Here is a 15,303-nt window from a genome sequence, read left to right as displayed (position 1 = left end):
GGTCGAAGATCGCGCCGGATGCCGACGCGACCTCACAATTTTCTTGTTTGGCTCGACCGAAAGGATACGGAGCCGCACGTCGCGCCGCCATGCGACACAGCGACGCAACGTGCGCTCCAGCGCATAAGCTCAGGCGCTTTTCAAGCGCTGGCCTGCCCGGCGCACGTCGGTCCGCATGCCGCACCATGCACATGCGACGCGGGGTTCGATGTGCGGTTTGCCGTACCGGCCTGGCGCACCACACGCTTCCAGTTTGCCGGCGCCTGGCCGGCAAGTTTCTGGCGCAGTGCACGCGTCGCGCTGACCATATTGGCAAGCGCCGCCTCGGTCTCGGTCCAGCCACGGGTCTTCAGGCCGCAGTCCGGATTGACCCACAGGCGTTCGGGCGGAATCACCTCGCAGGCGCGCTCCAGCAGGCGTGTCATGGCATCGACCGAAGGCACGCGTGGCGAGTGGATGTCGTAGACACCCGGCCCGATCTCGTTCGGATAGTCGAAGTCGCCAAACCCTTCCAGCAGTTCCATGGCCGAGCGCGAGGTCTCGATGGTGATCACATCGGCGTCCATGGCGGCGATGGCCGGCAGGATGTCGTTGAACTCGGCGTAGCACATATGGGTGTGGATCTGCGTTTCGTCGCCCACGCCCGACGCCGACAGGCGGAAGGCGTTGACGGCCCAGTCCAGGTAGGCGGCCCAGTCGTCGCGCCGCAACGGCAGGCCTTCGCGCAGCGCGGGCTCGTCGATCTGGATCACGCGGATGCCGGCGGCCTCCAGGTCGCAGACCTCGTCGCGGATGGCCAGTGCCAGCTGGCGCGTGGTCAGGGCGCGCGGCTGGTCGTCGCGCACGAACGACCACTGCAGCATGGTGACGGGGCCGGTCAGCATGCCCTTCATCGGCTTGTCGGTCAGCGATTGCGCAAAGCGCGCGGTATCCACGGTCATCGGTTCGGGACGGTACACATCGCCAAAGATCACCGGCGGCTTCACGCAGCGCGAACCGTAGCTCTGCACCCAGCCGTTCTCGGTGAACGCATAGCCGCATAGTTGTTCGCCGAAATATTCGACCATATCGTTGCGCTCGGCCTCACCATGGACCAGCACGTCAAGGCCAAGCGCCTCCTGCTTGCGCACGGCGAGTTCGATTTCGGCACGCATGCGATCCAGATAGTCCAGCGCGCCGATGTCGCCACGCTTGTAGGCCGCGCGGGTCTGGCGGATGGACACGGTCTGCGGGAACGAGCCGATCGTCGTGGTGGGCAGGGCGGGCAGCTTCAGCGCGTCGCGCTGGCGGACGATACGCACATCGAATGCACTGTCGCGGTCAGCCATGCCGGCCGTCACGGCCGCCAGCCGCTTCTGCACCTGCTGGTTGACCACGCGGCGCGACGTGCGGCGTGCGGCCTGCGCGGCATCCGATGCGGCAAGCTGTTCCGCCACGGCCGATTCGCCAAGCTTCAGCGCCTTGGACAGCGTGTGCAGTTCGTCCAGCTTCTCCGTGGCAAACGCCAGCCAGGCCTTCAGCTCCGGATCCAGGCGGATTTCGGCATCGAGCGATACCGGCACGTGCAATAGCGAGCAGGAAGGCGCGAGCCACAGGCGGTCGCCCAGTTCGGCGTGCAGCGGACGGACGGTGTCGAGCACCTTGCGCAGATCGGCCCGCCAGATATTGCGGCCGTCGATCACCCCCACCGACAGCACGGCGCTGCCCGGCAGCACGGCCTGCCAGGCCGGCAGTTGCTGGGGTGCACGCACCAGATCGATATGGAAGCCGTGCACCGGCAGGGCGGCAATGCGGGCGGCATGATCGGCGGCGGTATCGAAATACGTCGCCAGCAGCAGCTTCACGCCGGCGTCGGCCAGCGCCGGGTAGGCCCGATCACAGGCATCGAGCCATTGCGGCGGCAGGTCCAGGCACAGCGCCGGTTCGTCGATCTGTACCCACTCGATGCCGCGCGCCTGCAGTTGCGAAAGGATGCGCCGGTAGGCCTGCACCACCTTTGGCAGCAGGCTCAGCCGGTCGAAGCCGGCCGCGTGCGACTTGGACAGCCACAGATACGTAACCGGCCCGATCAACACCGGACGCGTGGACAGGCCCAGCGCCAGCGCCTCATCGATTTCGTCGAAATACCAGTTGGCGCCGCCGTCGAAGGTGCTGTCGGCATCCAGTTCCGGCACGATGTAGTGGTAGTTCGTATCGAACCACTTGGTCATCTCCATCGCCGGCTGGGCGGCATTGCCGCGCGCCAGTTCGTAGTACTGCGCCAGGGTCAGCGCGGCCGGATCAAAGCCGAAGCGCTTGGGCAGGGCACCCAGCAGCGTGGTCAGGCCCAGCATCTGGTCGTACCAGGCGAAATCGCCCGCAGCCACCGTGGCCAGGCCCGCATCGGCCTGCAGTTGCCAGTGGTGGCGGCGCAGCGCGGCACCCGTTTCGTGCAGCGCGCCTTCGGATGTTTCGCCGCGCCAGAACGCCTCTTGCGCGAATTTCAGCTCCCGTCGTGCGCCAATGCGCGGAAATCCCAAAACGTGTGTACGTGCCATGCCGTGCTCCGGTGATGTCTGATCTGGCGCACAGTGTCGGTTCGCGGCTAGAATGAATCAAGCGACATGTTTTAAACAAAGTATGAATTTCATTCAACTCACTGATCCGACTTGCCGAGGCGGCTGCGATGATTGAAGTGCGCCATTTCCGGTCACTGGTAGCGATTGCGGACGCCGGCAAGCTGGCGACGGCAGCCGAGCGCGTGCATGTGAGCCAGTCGGCGTTGTCCCATCAGATCAAGGCCATCGAGGCGCACTACGGCATGGCGTTGTTCGATCGCACGCGCCAGGGCCTGCGTTTTACCCCGGCCGGCGAGCGGCTGCTGACACTGGCGCGCGAAGCGCTGGCAGCCATCAGCGCCGCCGAGCGCGACCTGCTACGCCTGAAGAGCGACACGCGGGGCGAACTGCGCGTGGTGCTGGAATGCCATACCTGCTTTGACTGGCTGATGCCCGTGATGGACGAATTCCGACGCCGCTGGCCGGAAGTAGAGATCGACCTCGTGGCGGGTTTCCATGCCGATCCGTTGGCGCTGCTGGCGCAAGGCAAGGCCGACATGGTGATCGGGTCGAAGCCCCCGGCCAAGCGAGGGCTGACCGTGGCGCCGCTGTTCCGCTTCGAGATCCTGGCGGTCATTGCCAACGAGCACCGCCTGCGCAACAAGCGGCGTATCGAGGCCGCGGATCTGGCGGGGGAAACGCTGATCACCTACCCGGTACCGGAGCAACGGATCGACCTGATCCGCGAGGTGCTGGAGCCGGCCGGTATCAAGCTCGAGCGGCGCACGGCCGAACTGACCGTGGCAGTGCTGCAACTGGTGGCCAGCCGGCGCGGCGTGGCGGCGCTGCCGAACTGGGGCGTCAAGAACTATGTCGACCACGACTACGTGTTGTCCAAGCGTATTGGCGCCGGGGGGCTGTGGAGCGAACTCTATGCGGTGCTGCCGACCGCCATGGCGGATCGGCCATATGTGGACGATTTCGTATCGATCGTGCGCGAGACGTGTGCGGCGGAGCTGGATGGTATCGAACTGCTCGACGACGCCGACGGCCCGGAACGATCAGGCCGCTAGCGCCTCGGGCTCGGCCAGCGTTTCCAGTTCGCCACTAAATTCGGCGTCGACGATTTCCAGGTCGACACCATGCGCCACGCGGCGCACGAACAGTTCCAGCAACTCGACGGTATCAGCGTGGCATACCAACCGTGCCACGTTGGCGCGGCCCGCATCGAAGGTCATCTGCTGCAGTGAAAGCCCCGTGCGGCGGGCATTGGCGAGCACCCATTCCAGGCTGCCGAAGGTGTCGCTCAGGTCGGAGCGGTCAAGTCGGAGGGCAAGTTGAAGGGCGGGCATGGCAGTTTCCGGTGGTGCGTGACGGGGTGCGATGTGATTCGCAAGGAGTCCGGTAAATTTACCAGCCAGGCCGCAAAATGAGCTTCTGAAATTTCTCCAGTCGGCGTCTGGATGGAGAATAATCATCCGTCATGGTGTAGATTGATGGTGAATTCATCCTTGCATGCGTGATTGCCGTGACAAACGTTCCCAAACTCGACGACATCGACCGCCGCATCCTGCGCGAACTGCGCCGTGATGGGCGGATCTCCAATGCCAAGCTGGCCGAGCGCGTGGGGTTGTCCGCCACGCCCTGCTGGAACCGCGTCAAGGCGCTGGAGGATGCCGGGGTAATTGGCGGTTATGCGGCATTGCTGAACCAGAAGGCCCTGGGCCTGCCCGACACCGTGCTGATCGAGGTCACATTGGACCGCCACGACGACGATATGCTGCACCGCTTTGGCGAGGCACTGGCCGAATTGCCAGAGGTACTGGAAGCCCATCTGCTGACGGGCGAGTACGACTACCTGATCAAGGTAGCGGTGGCCGGCACCGAAGGCTACGAGGAATTCCTGCGCCACAAGCTCTACAAGCTGCCGGGGCTGCGGCACAGCCATTCCACCTTTGTCCTGCGTACGCTCAAGCGCGAGCTGTCCGTCGAGCCTTGAGCAAGCGGGTCAGCGCGCCGCCAGGCGTCCCAGCCGGGGCGCCAGCGCGGTTGTCACCACGCCCAGCGCAATCAGCCCCAGGCCGATCGACAGATCCGCCGAAATCTGCTCGTGCCAGGCCACGGCCGACAGCACCAGCCCGAGCAAGGGCACGCCAAGCATGGCGATGGACGTGGCAGCCGGCGGCAGCGACTGGGTCACGTTCAGCACGACGATAAAGGTCAGCGCCGTGGCCAAAGGGCCGGTGTAGGCGACGGCAGGCCAGATTTCGCTCATGGCGCCCAGGTCCGGCGCGCCGTCACGCAATACGGCCAGCAATACCAGTGGCACCGTTGCCACCGCGCATTCCCAGGGGATCATCTCGGCCCCCAGCCGGACATGGCGATGCGCGCGCAGGTGGATGATGCTCACGGACCATGCCAGCGATGCGCCAAGCAGCATCGTGAGGCCCATCACCGTATGCAGTTCCCAGCCGCCCAGCGCAGGGGCCACGATCACGCCGATCCCGGCGTAGCTGAAGCCTGTTGCCAGCCATTGCCAGCGCGACGGACGCTCGCCCAGCACCAGCGACGACAGCGGAATCACCCAGATGGCCGTTGCATAGGCCACCACCGAGGCACGCCCCGGCGCCACGTATTGCAGCGCCCAGAGCGCCAGCGCGGTAAAGGCGGCCATCTGCAGCAGGCCGACGCTGAACACCAGCGGCCATTCCTCGCGCGACGGCAGGCGTACGCGCTTGCACGCGCCCAGCACGACAAAACTGATCAGGGCCGCCGAGCCAAAGCGCAGCGCGGCGAACCACAAGGGGCTGACATGCGATAGCCCGAACTTCATCACGGGCCAGTTCCCGCCCCAGATGATGACGGCGCCGATCAACGGCAGAAACGACTTGAACGTGGCAGAGCGAGCGCTGCCGGCGGAGGAGAAAACGGACATGAAAGGGCGTGGAATCGGGGCGGCCTGGTGAGTCATCGAATGACTCGCGGTATGTCCAAAAGTCTACGATTCATCGCACCGCATCATTGTCCGGATCGCCCTGTCATCGCATCCGGATACAGCATAGAATGCTGGAAAATATCATTCATGAAGCCAAATATGCTGGACATCGATCTTGACGCCACGGATATCCGGATCCTGGGGGAATTGCAGCGCGACGGCAGCCTGACCAATGTGGAACTGGCGAGCCGTATCAACCTGTCGCCGTCGCCATGCCTGGCACGCGTGAAACGCCTGGAAAAGATCGGCGTGATTTCTCGCCGCGTGACGCTGCTGGACGCCCGGCGGCTGGGCCTGAAGGTGGTGGTGTTCATCTCCGTCTCGCTGGACAAGCAACGCCGCGAGACGCTCGACACGTTCGAACGGAAGATCGGCGCGCTGCCGCAGGTGATGGAGTGCTACCTGATGTCGGGCGATGCCGACTACCTGCTGCGCGTGGTGGTGCCCGATGTGGAAGCGCTGGAGCGGCTGATCATCGATCAGATCACACGGATTCCGGGGGTTGCCAGCATCCGGTCGAGCTTTGCGCTGAAGCAGGTGCTCTACAGTACCGCGCTGCCGCTGGGGTGAGGACGGTCATCGGCAACGCTGCATCTTCGCCGGTCCGCCTGCTGGCGCACGCCACACGCGCACGACGTCCTGGCCACAGGGGCCTCAGTCTGACAACCGTGCCCGCACGGCAGCCTGCAGCGCAGGCAATAACTCCGCTTCGAACCACGGGTGCTGGCGCATCCAGAGCACCACGCGCCACGATGGATGGGGCAGCGGGAACATGTTTGGACCAAAACTTCGGAAATCGGCTACCAGTTCGGTCATGGACCGCTTCGGCCGTTCCGGCTGCCGGGGCAGATAGGCGGCCTGGGCGTAGGTGCCGACCAGCAGCGTCAGCCGGTCGGCGGGCAAACAGTCCAGCACGCGTTGATGCCAGAGCGGCGCACATTCGCGCCGGGGCGGCAGGTCGCCGCTCTTTCCCTTGCCTGGGTAGCAAAACCCCATCGGCATGATGCCGACGCGCGATGCATCGTAGAACGCGTCCTTGGTCACCCCCATCCACGCCCGCAGCCGATCGCCGCTGGGGTCGTCGAACGGCACGCCGCTGGCGTGAACGCGTGAGCCCGGTGCCTGGCTGATGACGACGATTCGCGACGTGCTACTGAACTGGACCACCGGGCGCGGCCCGCAGGGCAGGTCGGCGGCGCATTCGGTGCAGGCGGCGATCTCGCGCTGCAGGATCTGTATGACACCCTGTGCGCGTTGGGGGGACTTCATGGCGGTCAGCGAGTTTCGTGGGGTATGCGTATATTACGAGGCTCGATGTATTGCGATGGAAAACCACGATGACGACTCAAACCGAAACCGCGATCCTGGCCGGCGGCTGCTTCTGGGGCATGCAGGACCTGCTTCGCCGCTACCCTGGCGTGCTGACCACCCGAGTTGGCTATACCGGGGGCGACGTGCCGAATGCCACCTACCGCAATCACGGCACGCACGCCGAAGGCATCGAGATCGTGTTCGATCCGAAGCAGATCAGCTATCGCCAGATTCTTGAATTTTTCTTCCAGATCCACGATCCGACGACGAAAAACCGGCAGGGTAACGATATCGGCACCAGCTACCGCTCGGCCATCTTCTATCTCGACGACGAACAGAAGACCGTGGCCGAACAGACCGCGGCCGACGTGGACGCCTCGGGCCTGTGGCCGGGCAAGGTGGCAACGGAAATCGCCCCGGCGGGACCGTTCTGGGAGGCCGAACCCGAGCACCAGGACTACCTGGAGCGGATTCCCAACGGCTATACCTGCCACTTCATCCGCCCGGGCTGGAAGCTGCCGCAACGCGGGTAAGAAGCAGGGGAGCGGCCCTCAGGCGGGCCGGTCCTCGACCAGCAGGTCCAGCGGCACGGCCAGCGCGGTTGCCAGGGCGCGCAGCACATCCACGCTGCCGTCGCGCTTGCGGTTTTCGATCTGGCTCAGGTAGGGCTTGCTGACGCCGGCGGCCGTTGCCAGCGCGTCCTGGGTCAGGCGGCGATGGTCGCGCCAGGCCTTGATCGGGTGGTCGCCTTCGAGCTGGGCGTCCAGCACCGCGGCAGGGATCCGGAAGCCGTCGTCGTCTGCGACGGCAGCGTCATGGATACGGACGTCTTCCATGGCTTCGAACAGATGCTGGACGCGTTCCCAGAGGTCGATCGGAACGATCGCATACTCACGGTTGCCTTCGCGCTGAATGAACTGTATCGCGGTCATTGATATGCACTCCCACGTGGTTTGACGGTCAACACGACGACCACCAGCTGTCCGGCTTCGATTCGGTACAAGACGCGCCAATCTCCAACGCGTAGCCGATAGGCATCCCGGCCTATCAGCTTCCGTACGTTCTGGTTTGGCCCGTAAGGATCTGCTGCCAGCAGACCTACCTTGGCCCGGATGTTGCGGGCCACGTTTCGTGGCATCGACAGCAACTGCTGTGTAGCCTGTCTGGTGAACTCGATCGCGTGTTGCATCCCGATGTTAGCGTATCGCTAATGTTTTGCAAACCATGTTTGCTCAATTCGGGGGCGACTTGAATCTGGGGATGCATTCTGACCCAGAATGTGCGCGCGATGACGCTCGGCTTCTGAAATCAGAATTGTCTGTTGGCTGTCAGGAAGCCTGTACGTTTATACAGTATAGTTAGGGCACTTCTGCGCCCACGCTGCGCAGTTCAATGCTTTCAAAGAACGTTAAGTTCTGCATCCAACTCACTGATTCGAGGCAAGAAATTGTCAGATTCCGGCACGATCCGCATTCGCGGCGCCCGTCAGCACAATCTCAAGAACGTTGATCTCGACCTGCACACGGGGCAAATGACCGTCGTGACCGGGCCGTCGGGGTCGGGCAAGTCGAGCCTGGTGTTCGACACCCTGTACGCCGAAGGCCAGCGCCGCTACGTGGAAACCTTCAGCGCCTATGCGCGCCAGTTCCTGGACCGTATGGACCGGCCGCAGGTGGACAAGGTGGACGGGGTGCCGCCGGCGATTGCCATCGATCAGACCAATCCGGTGCGCAGCTCGCGGTCGACCGTGGGCACGATGACCGAACTCAACGACCATCTGAAGCTGCTGTACGCGCGGGCGTCGGAACTGTTCGACAAGCAGTCGGCGCTGCCCGTGCGCCATGACTCGCCGGAAACGATCTACGCCGAACTGCAGGCCCGCACGGCAGCCGGCCAGCCGTTTGCCGACGCCCGGCTGGTGGTGACGTTCCCGGTCGAACTGCCGGAATCGGCCACCGAGGACGAAGTGGCGCAGTGGCTGTCGGTCAGCGGTTATACCCGCGTGCATGGGCAGCGCATCGTCGAATCGCCAACGGGCAAGCGCAAGGTGCTGGATGTGGTGGCCGACCGCTTCCGTTTCGGCAACGTGGAAAAGGTGCGCGCGATGGAGGCCATCGAGGCGTCGCTGAAGCGCGGCGGCGGCCGGGTCAGCGTCAATGTCGTGACCGACGACGGCGACGGCCCGGTGTGGAAGTTTTCCACTGGCCTGCACAGCCCCGAGAGCGATATCCGCTATGCCGACCCGCAACCGGCGCTTTTCTCCTTCAACTCCGCCTATGGCGCCTGCGAGACCTGCCGCGGCTTTGGCCGGGTGATCGGCGTGGACCTGGGCCTGGTGATCCCGGATGGCCGCAAGTCGCTGCGCGATGGCGCGATCAAGCCGATGCAGACGCCGGCCTGGAAAGAATGCCAGGACGACCTGATGCGCTACGCGGCCAAGGCCGGGATTCCGCGCGACCTGGCGTGGAACCAGCTCACCGAGGCCGAGCAGCACTGGGTGATCCATGGTTCGCCTGACTGGAACGGCCAGTGGAACAAGCAGTGGTATGGCGTGATGCGGTTCTTCAACTATCTGGAGTCGAAGGCCTACAAGATGCACATCCGCGTGCTGCTGTCGAAATACCGCAGCTACACGCCGTGCGAAACCTGCTGCGGCGCCCGCCTGAAGACCGAGGCGCTGCTGTGGCGCCTGGGCAGCAGGGACAACGCCGATGCCGTGCTGGCGCCGGCCAGCCGCTTCATGCCCAAGGGCGTGGACTGGAACCGTGCGCAACTCGAAAGCCTGCCGGGTTTGACCGTGCACGACCTGATGCTGATGCCGATTGCGCGCATCCGCCGCTTTTTCGATGACCTGACCCTGCCGAGCGCCTTGCTGGACGATGCGCTCAAGCTGCTGCTGGCCGAAGTCCGCACGCGCCTGAAGTACCTGTGCGACGTAGGCCTGGGCTATCTGACGCTCGACCGCCAGAGCCGCACGCTGTCTGGCGGCGAGGTGCAGCGGATCAACCTGACCACCGCGCTGGGTACCTCGCTGGTCAACACGCTGTTCGTGCTGGACGAGCCCAGCATTGGCCTGCATCCGCGCGACCTGAACCGCATAGTCGAGGCCATGCACCGCCTGCGCGACGCCGGCAACACGCTGGTGGTGGTGGAGCACGACCCGTCGGTGATGCTGGCGGCCGACCGCCTGATCGATATGGGGCCGGGCCCCGGCGAGCGCGGGGGATCGATCATTTTCGACGGCACGCCCGATACCATCCGCAAGGAAGCCACGCTGACGGGCGACTACCTGGGTGGCCGCCGGCGCGTGACCGATGCCACGGACTGGCGCCTGCGGCCCGTGGATGACGCTACGCCGCGCCTGAGGCTGGAAGGCGCGACGGAGCACAACCTCAAGGACGTGACGGTCGAGATCCCGCTGAACCGGCTGGTTTGCGTGACCGGCGTGTCCGGCTCGGGCAAGTCCACGCTGCTGCAGGACGTGCTGTACCCAGCCATGGCGCGCCACTTCGGCAAGGCCACCGAATCGCCGGGCGCGTTCCGCGACCTGGTGGGGGCCGAGCAGGTGGACGACGTGGTATTTGTCGACCAGTCACCCATCGGCAAGACCGCACGTTCGAACCCCGCCAGCTACGTGGGCGCATTCGATGAAATCCGCAAGCTGTTTGCCAAGGCGCCGCTGGCGCTGCAGCGCGGCTATACGGCCGGCACGTTCAGCTTCAATTCGGGCGACGGCCGTTGTCCCACCTGCGGCGGTTCGGGGTTCGAACACGTGGAGATGCAGTTCCTCTCCGATGTGTACCTGCGCTGCCCGGACTGCGACGGCACGCGCTACCGTGCCGAAGTGCTCGAAGTGAAGATCGAGCGCGCCGCGCGCGGGCAGGCACCGCGCACGCTTAGCGTGGCTGATGTGCTCGAGCTGACCGTCAGCGAGGCTACTACGCTGTTCGAGGGCGATGCGGCCGTGCTGCGCGTGCTGGCGCCGATTGCCGACGTAGGTCTGGAATACGTGAAACTGGGCCAGCCCGTGCCGACGCTGTCGGGCGGCGAGGCCCAGCGCCTGAAACTGGCCGGCTTCCTGGCCGAGACGGCAGCTGCGCAGCCCGTGAGGAACCGCAAGGCGGTGGTGCTGCCCAAGCGCCTGTTCATGTTCGACGAACCCACCACGGGGCTGCATTTCGACGATATCGCCAAGCTGATGCGCGCGTTCGGCAAGCTGCTGGACGGCGGGCACTCGCTGATCGTGATCGAGCACAACCTTGACGTGATCCGTGCGGCTGACTGGATTGTCGACCTGGGCCCCGAGGGCGGCGACGCGGGCGGCGAGGTGCTGTGCGTAGGCACGCCCGATATGGTCAAGGGCTGCGCCGATTCGCATACCGGCCACGCACTGCTGGCCTATGACAAGGCACTGGGCGAATCGGGCACGCTGGCTGCCGAGCGCGAGGAGCAGGAGAAGCACGGCCTGCCACTGCAGGCCGCGGTGCAGGCTGCCCGCGCGCGCCGTGCGGTGGAAGGCGAGGGCGTGGTGCGTATCGTCAACGCGCACGAGCACAACCTCAAGGCGCTCAACGTCGACATTCCGCACGGCAAGTTCAATGTGATTACCGGTGTGTCGGGCTCGGGCAAGTCCACGCTGGCTTTCGACATCCTGTTCCACGAAGGGCAGCGCCGCTATCTGGAATCGCTGAACGCCTATGCGCGCTCGATCGTGCAACCGGCGGGCCGGCCCGAGGTGGATGCGGTCTACGGCATTCCGCCCACCGTCGCCATCGAGCAGCGGCTGTCGCGCGGCGGGCGCAAGAGTACCGTGGCGACCACGTCTGAAGTCTGGCATTTCCTGCGCCTGCTGTACGTCAAGCTGGGCATCCAGCATTGCGTGCATGACGGCGCGCCGGTGACATCGCAAAGCCCGGCGTCGATCGCGGCCCAGTTGCTGCGCGACTATCGCGGCCAGCATGTGGGGCTGCTGGCGCCGCTGGTTGTGAACCGCAAAGGCGTCTATACCGACCTGGCCAAATGGGCCAAGGCACGTGGCAATACGCACCTGCGCGTGGATGGCGAATTCCTGCCGGTGGATCCGTGGCCGCGCCTGGACCGCTTCCGCGAGCACACCATCGAACTGCCGGTCGGCGACATCGTTGTTTCTCCAGATAACGAGGCTGAATTGCGCGCGTTGCTGGACCAGACGCTGGAACTGGGCAAGGGCGTGATGCATTTGCTGGCACCGCTCGACGGGCTGCATGACGCCATGCACAGCGGCAAGGGATCGGGCAAGGTCGGCGAGACCAAGGTGTTTTCCACCAAGCGCGCCTGTCCGGTCTGCGGTACCAGCTATCCGGAACTGGATCCGCGCATGTTCTCGTACAACAGCAAGCACGGCTGGTGCGGCACCTGTGTCGGCACGGGCCTGGCGCTGACCGGCGAGCAACGCGCGGCGTTTGACGACACCGTGCTCGGCGGCGATGACCGCGGCCGCGAGCAAAGCCTGCCATCCGAGGAACAGGAACCCGAAGGCGTGGCCGATACGCCATGCCCGGACTGCGGTGGCACGCGCCTGAACCACGTGGCGCGGGCAGTGACTTTCGATGCCAATGCGATTACAGACGTGGCGCAATGGACCGTGTCGGATACGCGCCGCTGGGTCGATGGCCTGCGCCTGAAGGGCCGCGATGCCGAGATCGCACGCGATGTGGTGACCGAAATCGCCAGCCGCCTGCAGTTCCTGGAAGAGGTGGGGCTTGGCTACCTGAGCCTGGACCGTGCCGCCCCGAGCCTGTCGGGCGGCGAGGCGCAGCGTATCCGTCTGGCGGCGCAACTGGGCAGCAATCTGCAGGGCGTGTGCTACGTGCTCGACGAGCCGACCATCGGCCTGCATCCGCGCGACAACCAGATCCTGCTCGATGCCTTGCGCAAGCTGGGCGACAAGGGCAACACGCTGGTCGTGGTGGAACACGACGAAGACACGATCCGCCGGGCCGACCATATCATCGACATCGGCCCCGGAGCCGGCAAGCGCGGCGGCAACCTGGTGGCGCAGGGCGGCGTGGCCGCGCTGTCGGCCGCCGCGGATTCCACCACGGGCAGGTTCCTGGCCCATCCGATGATCCATCCGCTGCAGCCGCGCAGGCCGGTCAAGCCGGCGCGCGCAGGCAAGGAAGCCGAGCCGGTGCAATGGCTGACCGTCCAGGGCGCGCATCTGCATAACCTGCGTGACGTGACGGCGCGGATTCCGCTCGGCCGGCTGGTTGCCATCACGGGCGTATCGGGCTCGGGCAAGTCCACGCTGGCGCGCGACGTGCTGATGACCAACCTGCTCGATGCCGTGGGCCGCTCGGTGATGTCGTCGCCAGCCACGCGCCGGGCCCGGGCCGCCGCCGAAAAGGCCGGCAAGCCGACCGCGACCAGGGCGCTCAGCGTGGAACATGCCTGGCACGGTTGCGAAGGCATCAGCGGCTGGGAATCGATCGACCGCGTGCTGGAGGTGGACCAGACCCCGATTGGCAAAACGCCGCGGTCCTGCCCGGCCACCTATATCGGCGTCTGGGACGCGATCCGCAAGCTGTTCGCGGAAACGCTCGAAGCCAAGGCGCGCGGCTACAGCGCGTCGCGGTTCTCGTTCAACACCAGCGAGGGGCGCTGCCCGGCCTGCGAGGGGCAGGGTGTGCGCACCATCGGCATGAGCTTCCTGCCCGATGTGAAGGTGCCGTGCGACGTCTGCCACGGCCAGCGCTTCAACCCGGAGACGCTGGCGGTGACCTGGCGCGGCAAGAACATCGGCGATGTGTTGACGATGGAGATCGACGAGGCCGTGGAGTTCTTCGCGGCCATCACGCAGATCGCCCATCCGCTGCAGCTGATGAAGGATGTGGGCCTGGGCTACCTGACGCTGGGCCAGCCGTCGCCGACGCTGTCGGGCGGCGAGGCGCAGCGGATCAAGCTGGTGACGGAGCTGTCGAAGGTGCGCGACGACATCACGCGGCGCGGCCAGAAGGCCCCGCACACGCTGTACGTGCTAGACGAGCCGACTGTGGGCCTGCATATGGCCGACGTGGCGCGGCTGATCCGCGTGCTGCACCGGCTGACGGACGGCGGCCATAGCGTGGTGGTGATCGAGCACGACCTGGACGTGATCGCCGAGGCCGACTGGATCATCGATCTGGGCCCGGAAGGTGGCGCCCATGGCGGCACCATTGTCGGAGCGGCCGATCCTGAAGCGCTGTCGCGCATCAAGGCCAGCCATACCGGCGCCGCTTTGGTGCCGGTGCTGGCGCGCACTGCGCCGGACGAGGCGCGCGCCACGGGCTGATCAGCGCGCTCGCGGGGCTTTCGGCGGCCTGGCCGGTAATGCCAGGCCCGATGTCTGCCCCGGTATCCCACCGGATGCCGGCGGCCTAGGACCAGCCAGGGCCGCCGCGCAGAAATCGATCAGTTCTTCCACGGGCGGCCCGCTGCGGGCCCGCTTGCTGCGTTCGCGCACCCAGTGGGCCAGCGAATACACCACCGTATCCATGAACCAGATCATGCGCAGTTTCATGACGTCGCGCGGCACATCGGGCAGCAGGGTGTAGAGGTGTTCGCGCACGCGGTACAGCGCGCTCATGGCGGTCTTGTCGACCAGACCCTTGTTGAGCAGCCCCGGGCTGAACGTGGTCTGGGCCAGTATCTGCAGGTAGTTCGTGCCCCAGTCCGTGTCGAGCACCACCTCTACCAGCGGCCGGATGGTGGCTTCCACCACGCCGTGGATGTCGATGGGCCCGGTGCGGCCTTCAAGTTCGTCCAGATGCCGGTGGCGAATCTCGTTGACCTGATGCAGGCGCCGGTTCAGCAGGTGGCTGACCAGCGCTTCGCGCGACCCGAAATGGTAGTGCAGGGCAGAACGGTTGCGCTGGCCGCTTTCCACCACGATCTGGCGTAGCGGCACTTGTTCCACGCCCTGTTCGGCAAACAGGCGCTCGGCGATTTCCAGAATGCGGCGGGCGGTATCGGTCAGGCCGTCGTGGGCGGCGGGGGCCGCAACGTCGGCGCGGCTGGGCGCGTCGGCGCCTGTCGTGCGATCGGTATCGGCAGCGGTATCGCTGCCGGTATTGTGGCCGGCGTGGCGTCGGGTGTCGTGTGCGGGCGGGCGGTGCTCGTCCGCGATCATGGCGCGCGCTTGCTTGAGCTTCATGGCGGGGTGGCGTCGCTGGCGAGCTTGTCGTTATCAAAATGAAAGCCTCGCAAGGATACGGAAAAATCCGATGTCCGACATCCATCTGGCGTCGTATTTCCCTTCATTTTTGTCCCGTCTCCGGGAAAGTCCTAACTAACTGAACGTGCGTATGCCGTTAGCCTGCGGTCCATGTCAATTTAATACGAGGGATTAAATTGACATGCGGAGGTCGGCGTCGAACGTCGACGAACGCAACCGGGCGCTGGCCGGAGGAGACCACTGGCGCCATCAGCCACCACACTCGGAAT

At 65.4% G+C, this 15,303-nt stretch carries 12 protein-coding genes; 5 read left to right on the top strand and 7 right to left on the bottom strand.

Going from position 1 to position 15,303, the window contains the following annotated elements; genetic code table 11:
• Positions 1 to 140 precede the first annotated feature (140 nt).
• The gene (metE, locus tag ACOABP_RS19220) at positions 141 to 2,537 is read right to left on the bottom strand and encodes a 5-methyltetrahydropteroyltriglutamate--homocysteine S-methyltransferase (protein WP_474229542.1); all 2,397 of its coding nucleotides are present in this window, start codon (positions 2,535 to 2,537) and stop codon (positions 141 to 143) included.
• Positions 2,538 to 2,665: 128 nt separating this feature from the next.
• On the opposite strand from metE, the gene ACOABP_RS19215 reads away from it, so the two are divergent.
• Positions 2,666 to 3,610, top strand: coding sequence for a LysR family transcriptional regulator (locus ACOABP_RS19215; protein WP_474229540.1), 945 nt, complete (start codon positions 2,666 to 2,668; stop codon positions 3,608 to 3,610).
• On the opposite strand, the gene ACOABP_RS19210 is transcribed toward ACOABP_RS19215, so the two are convergent.
• Positions 3,599 to 3,889: an AsnC family transcriptional regulator gene (locus ACOABP_RS19210; RefSeq protein WP_474229538.1), complete on the bottom strand. Its 291-nt coding sequence runs from the start codon at positions 3,887 to 3,889 to the stop codon at positions 3,599 to 3,601. The two genes, ACOABP_RS19215 and ACOABP_RS19210, sit on opposite strands and share 12 nt — an antisense overlap.
• A 176-nt stretch (positions 3,890 to 4,065) precedes the next feature.
• Between ACOABP_RS19210 and ACOABP_RS19205 the strand changes: the two genes are divergently transcribed.
• Positions 4,066 to 4,536, top strand: a complete 471-nt coding sequence (locus tag ACOABP_RS19205) for an Lrp/AsnC family transcriptional regulator (protein ID WP_066740198.1) — start codon at positions 4,066 to 4,068, stop codon at positions 4,534 to 4,536.
• Between the two features lie 9 nt (positions 4,537 to 4,545).
• On the opposite strand, the gene ACOABP_RS19200 is transcribed toward ACOABP_RS19205, so the two are convergent.
• Positions 4,546 to 5,472 (bottom strand): DMT family transporter, encoded by a 927-nt coding sequence (locus ACOABP_RS19200; RefSeq protein ID WP_474229537.1) that lies wholly within the window; start codon positions 5,470 to 5,472, stop codon positions 4,546 to 4,548.
• A 159-nt stretch (positions 5,473 to 5,631) separates the two neighbouring features.
• On the opposite strand from ACOABP_RS19200, the gene ACOABP_RS19195 reads away from it, so the two are divergent.
• Positions 5,632 to 6,102 (top strand): Lrp/AsnC family transcriptional regulator, encoded by a 471-nt coding sequence (locus tag ACOABP_RS19195; RefSeq protein ID WP_066739987.1) that lies wholly within the window; start codon positions 5,632 to 5,634, stop codon positions 6,100 to 6,102.
• A gap of 84 nt (positions 6,103 to 6,186) precedes the next feature.
• Here ACOABP_RS19195 and ACOABP_RS19190 read toward each other — a convergent pair whose 3' ends face one another.
• Positions 6,187 to 6,801: a uracil-DNA glycosylase family protein gene (locus ACOABP_RS19190; protein ID WP_474229535.1), complete on the bottom strand. Its 615-nt coding sequence runs from the start codon at positions 6,799 to 6,801 to the stop codon at positions 6,187 to 6,189.
• A gap of 68 nt (positions 6,802 to 6,869) precedes the next feature.
• Between ACOABP_RS19190 and msrA the strand changes: the two genes are divergently transcribed.
• Positions 6,870 to 7,376 carry a peptide-methionine (S)-S-oxide reductase MsrA gene (gene msrA / locus ACOABP_RS19185; protein ID WP_474229533.1) on the top strand — a complete coding sequence of 169 codons (507 nt, stop codon included), beginning with the start codon at positions 6,870 to 6,872 and terminating at the stop codon, positions 7,374 to 7,376.
• Between the two features lie 18 nt (positions 7,377 to 7,394).
• Here msrA and ACOABP_RS19180 read toward each other — a convergent pair whose 3' ends face one another.
• Together ACOABP_RS19180 and ACOABP_RS19175 are read right to left on the bottom strand one after the other, a co-directional pair.
• Entirely contained in the window at positions 7,395 to 7,775 is a 381-nt protein-coding gene (locus tag ACOABP_RS19180; protein WP_474229531.1) for a helix-turn-helix domain-containing protein, read from the bottom strand.
• Positions 7,772 to 7,981: a type II toxin-antitoxin system RelE family toxin gene (locus ACOABP_RS19175; protein WP_474230445.1), complete on the bottom strand. Its 210-nt coding sequence runs from the start codon at positions 7,979 to 7,981 to the stop codon at positions 7,772 to 7,774. Before ACOABP_RS19175 ends, ACOABP_RS19180 begins: the two co-directional genes overlap by 4 nt.
• 309 nt (positions 7,982 to 8,290) lie before the next feature.
• Here ACOABP_RS19175 and uvrA point away from each other — a divergent pair, with 309 nt between their 5' ends.
• Entirely contained in the window at positions 8,291 to 14,152 is a 5,862-nt protein-coding gene (gene uvrA, locus ACOABP_RS19170; protein ID WP_474229529.1) for an excinuclease ABC subunit UvrA, read from the top strand.
• Here the strand turns inward: uvrA and ACOABP_RS19165 are convergent, their stop codons facing one another.
• Positions 14,153 to 15,013, bottom strand: coding sequence for a TetR/AcrR family transcriptional regulator (locus ACOABP_RS19165; protein WP_474229527.1), 861 nt, complete (start codon positions 15,011 to 15,013; stop codon positions 14,153 to 14,155).
• Positions 15,014 to 15,303 lie beyond the last annotated feature (290 nt).

The sequence above is a fragment of the Cupriavidus sp. HE11 genome (genome assembly GCF_056097175.1).
This window is presented reverse-complemented; position numbering and strand designations above follow the sequence as displayed.

Bases quoted from the DNA above. Each gene is read 5' to 3' on its own strand.
- ACOABP_RS19175 (WP_474230445.1), bottom strand. From the start codon at position 7,981: ATGCCACGAAACGTGGCCCGCAACATCCGGGCCAAGGTAGGTCTGCTG.
- ACOABP_RS19195 (WP_066739987.1), top strand. From the start codon at position 5,632: ATGCTGGACATCGATCTTGACGCCACGGATATCCGGATCCTGGGGGAA.
- metE (WP_474229542.1), bottom strand. From the start codon at position 2,537: ATGGCACGTACACACGTTTTGGGATTTCCGCGCATTGGCGCACGACGG.
- msrA (WP_474229533.1), top strand. From the start codon at position 6,870: ATGACGACTCAAACCGAAACCGCGATCCTGGCCGGCGGCTGCTTCTGG.
- ACOABP_RS19190 (WP_474229535.1), bottom strand. From the start codon at position 6,801: ATGAAGTCCCCCCAACGCGCACAGGGTGTCATACAGATCCTGCAGCGC.
- ACOABP_RS19210 (WP_474229538.1), bottom strand. From the start codon at position 3,889: ATGCCCGCCCTTCAACTTGCCCTCCGACTTGACCGCTCCGACCTGAGC.
- ACOABP_RS19200 (WP_474229537.1), bottom strand. From the start codon at position 5,472: ATGTCCGTTTTCTCCTCCGCCGGCAGCGCTCGCTCTGCCACGTTCAAG.
- ACOABP_RS19165 (WP_474229527.1), bottom strand. From the start codon at position 15,013: ATGAAGCTCAAGCAAGCGCGCGCCATGATCGCGGACGAGCACCGCCCG.
- ACOABP_RS19180 (WP_474229531.1), bottom strand. From the start codon at position 7,775: ATGACCGCGATACAGTTCATTCAGCGCGAAGGCAACCGTGAGTATGCG.
- ACOABP_RS19215 (WP_474229540.1), top strand. From the start codon at position 2,666: ATGATTGAAGTGCGCCATTTCCGGTCACTGGTAGCGATTGCGGACGCC.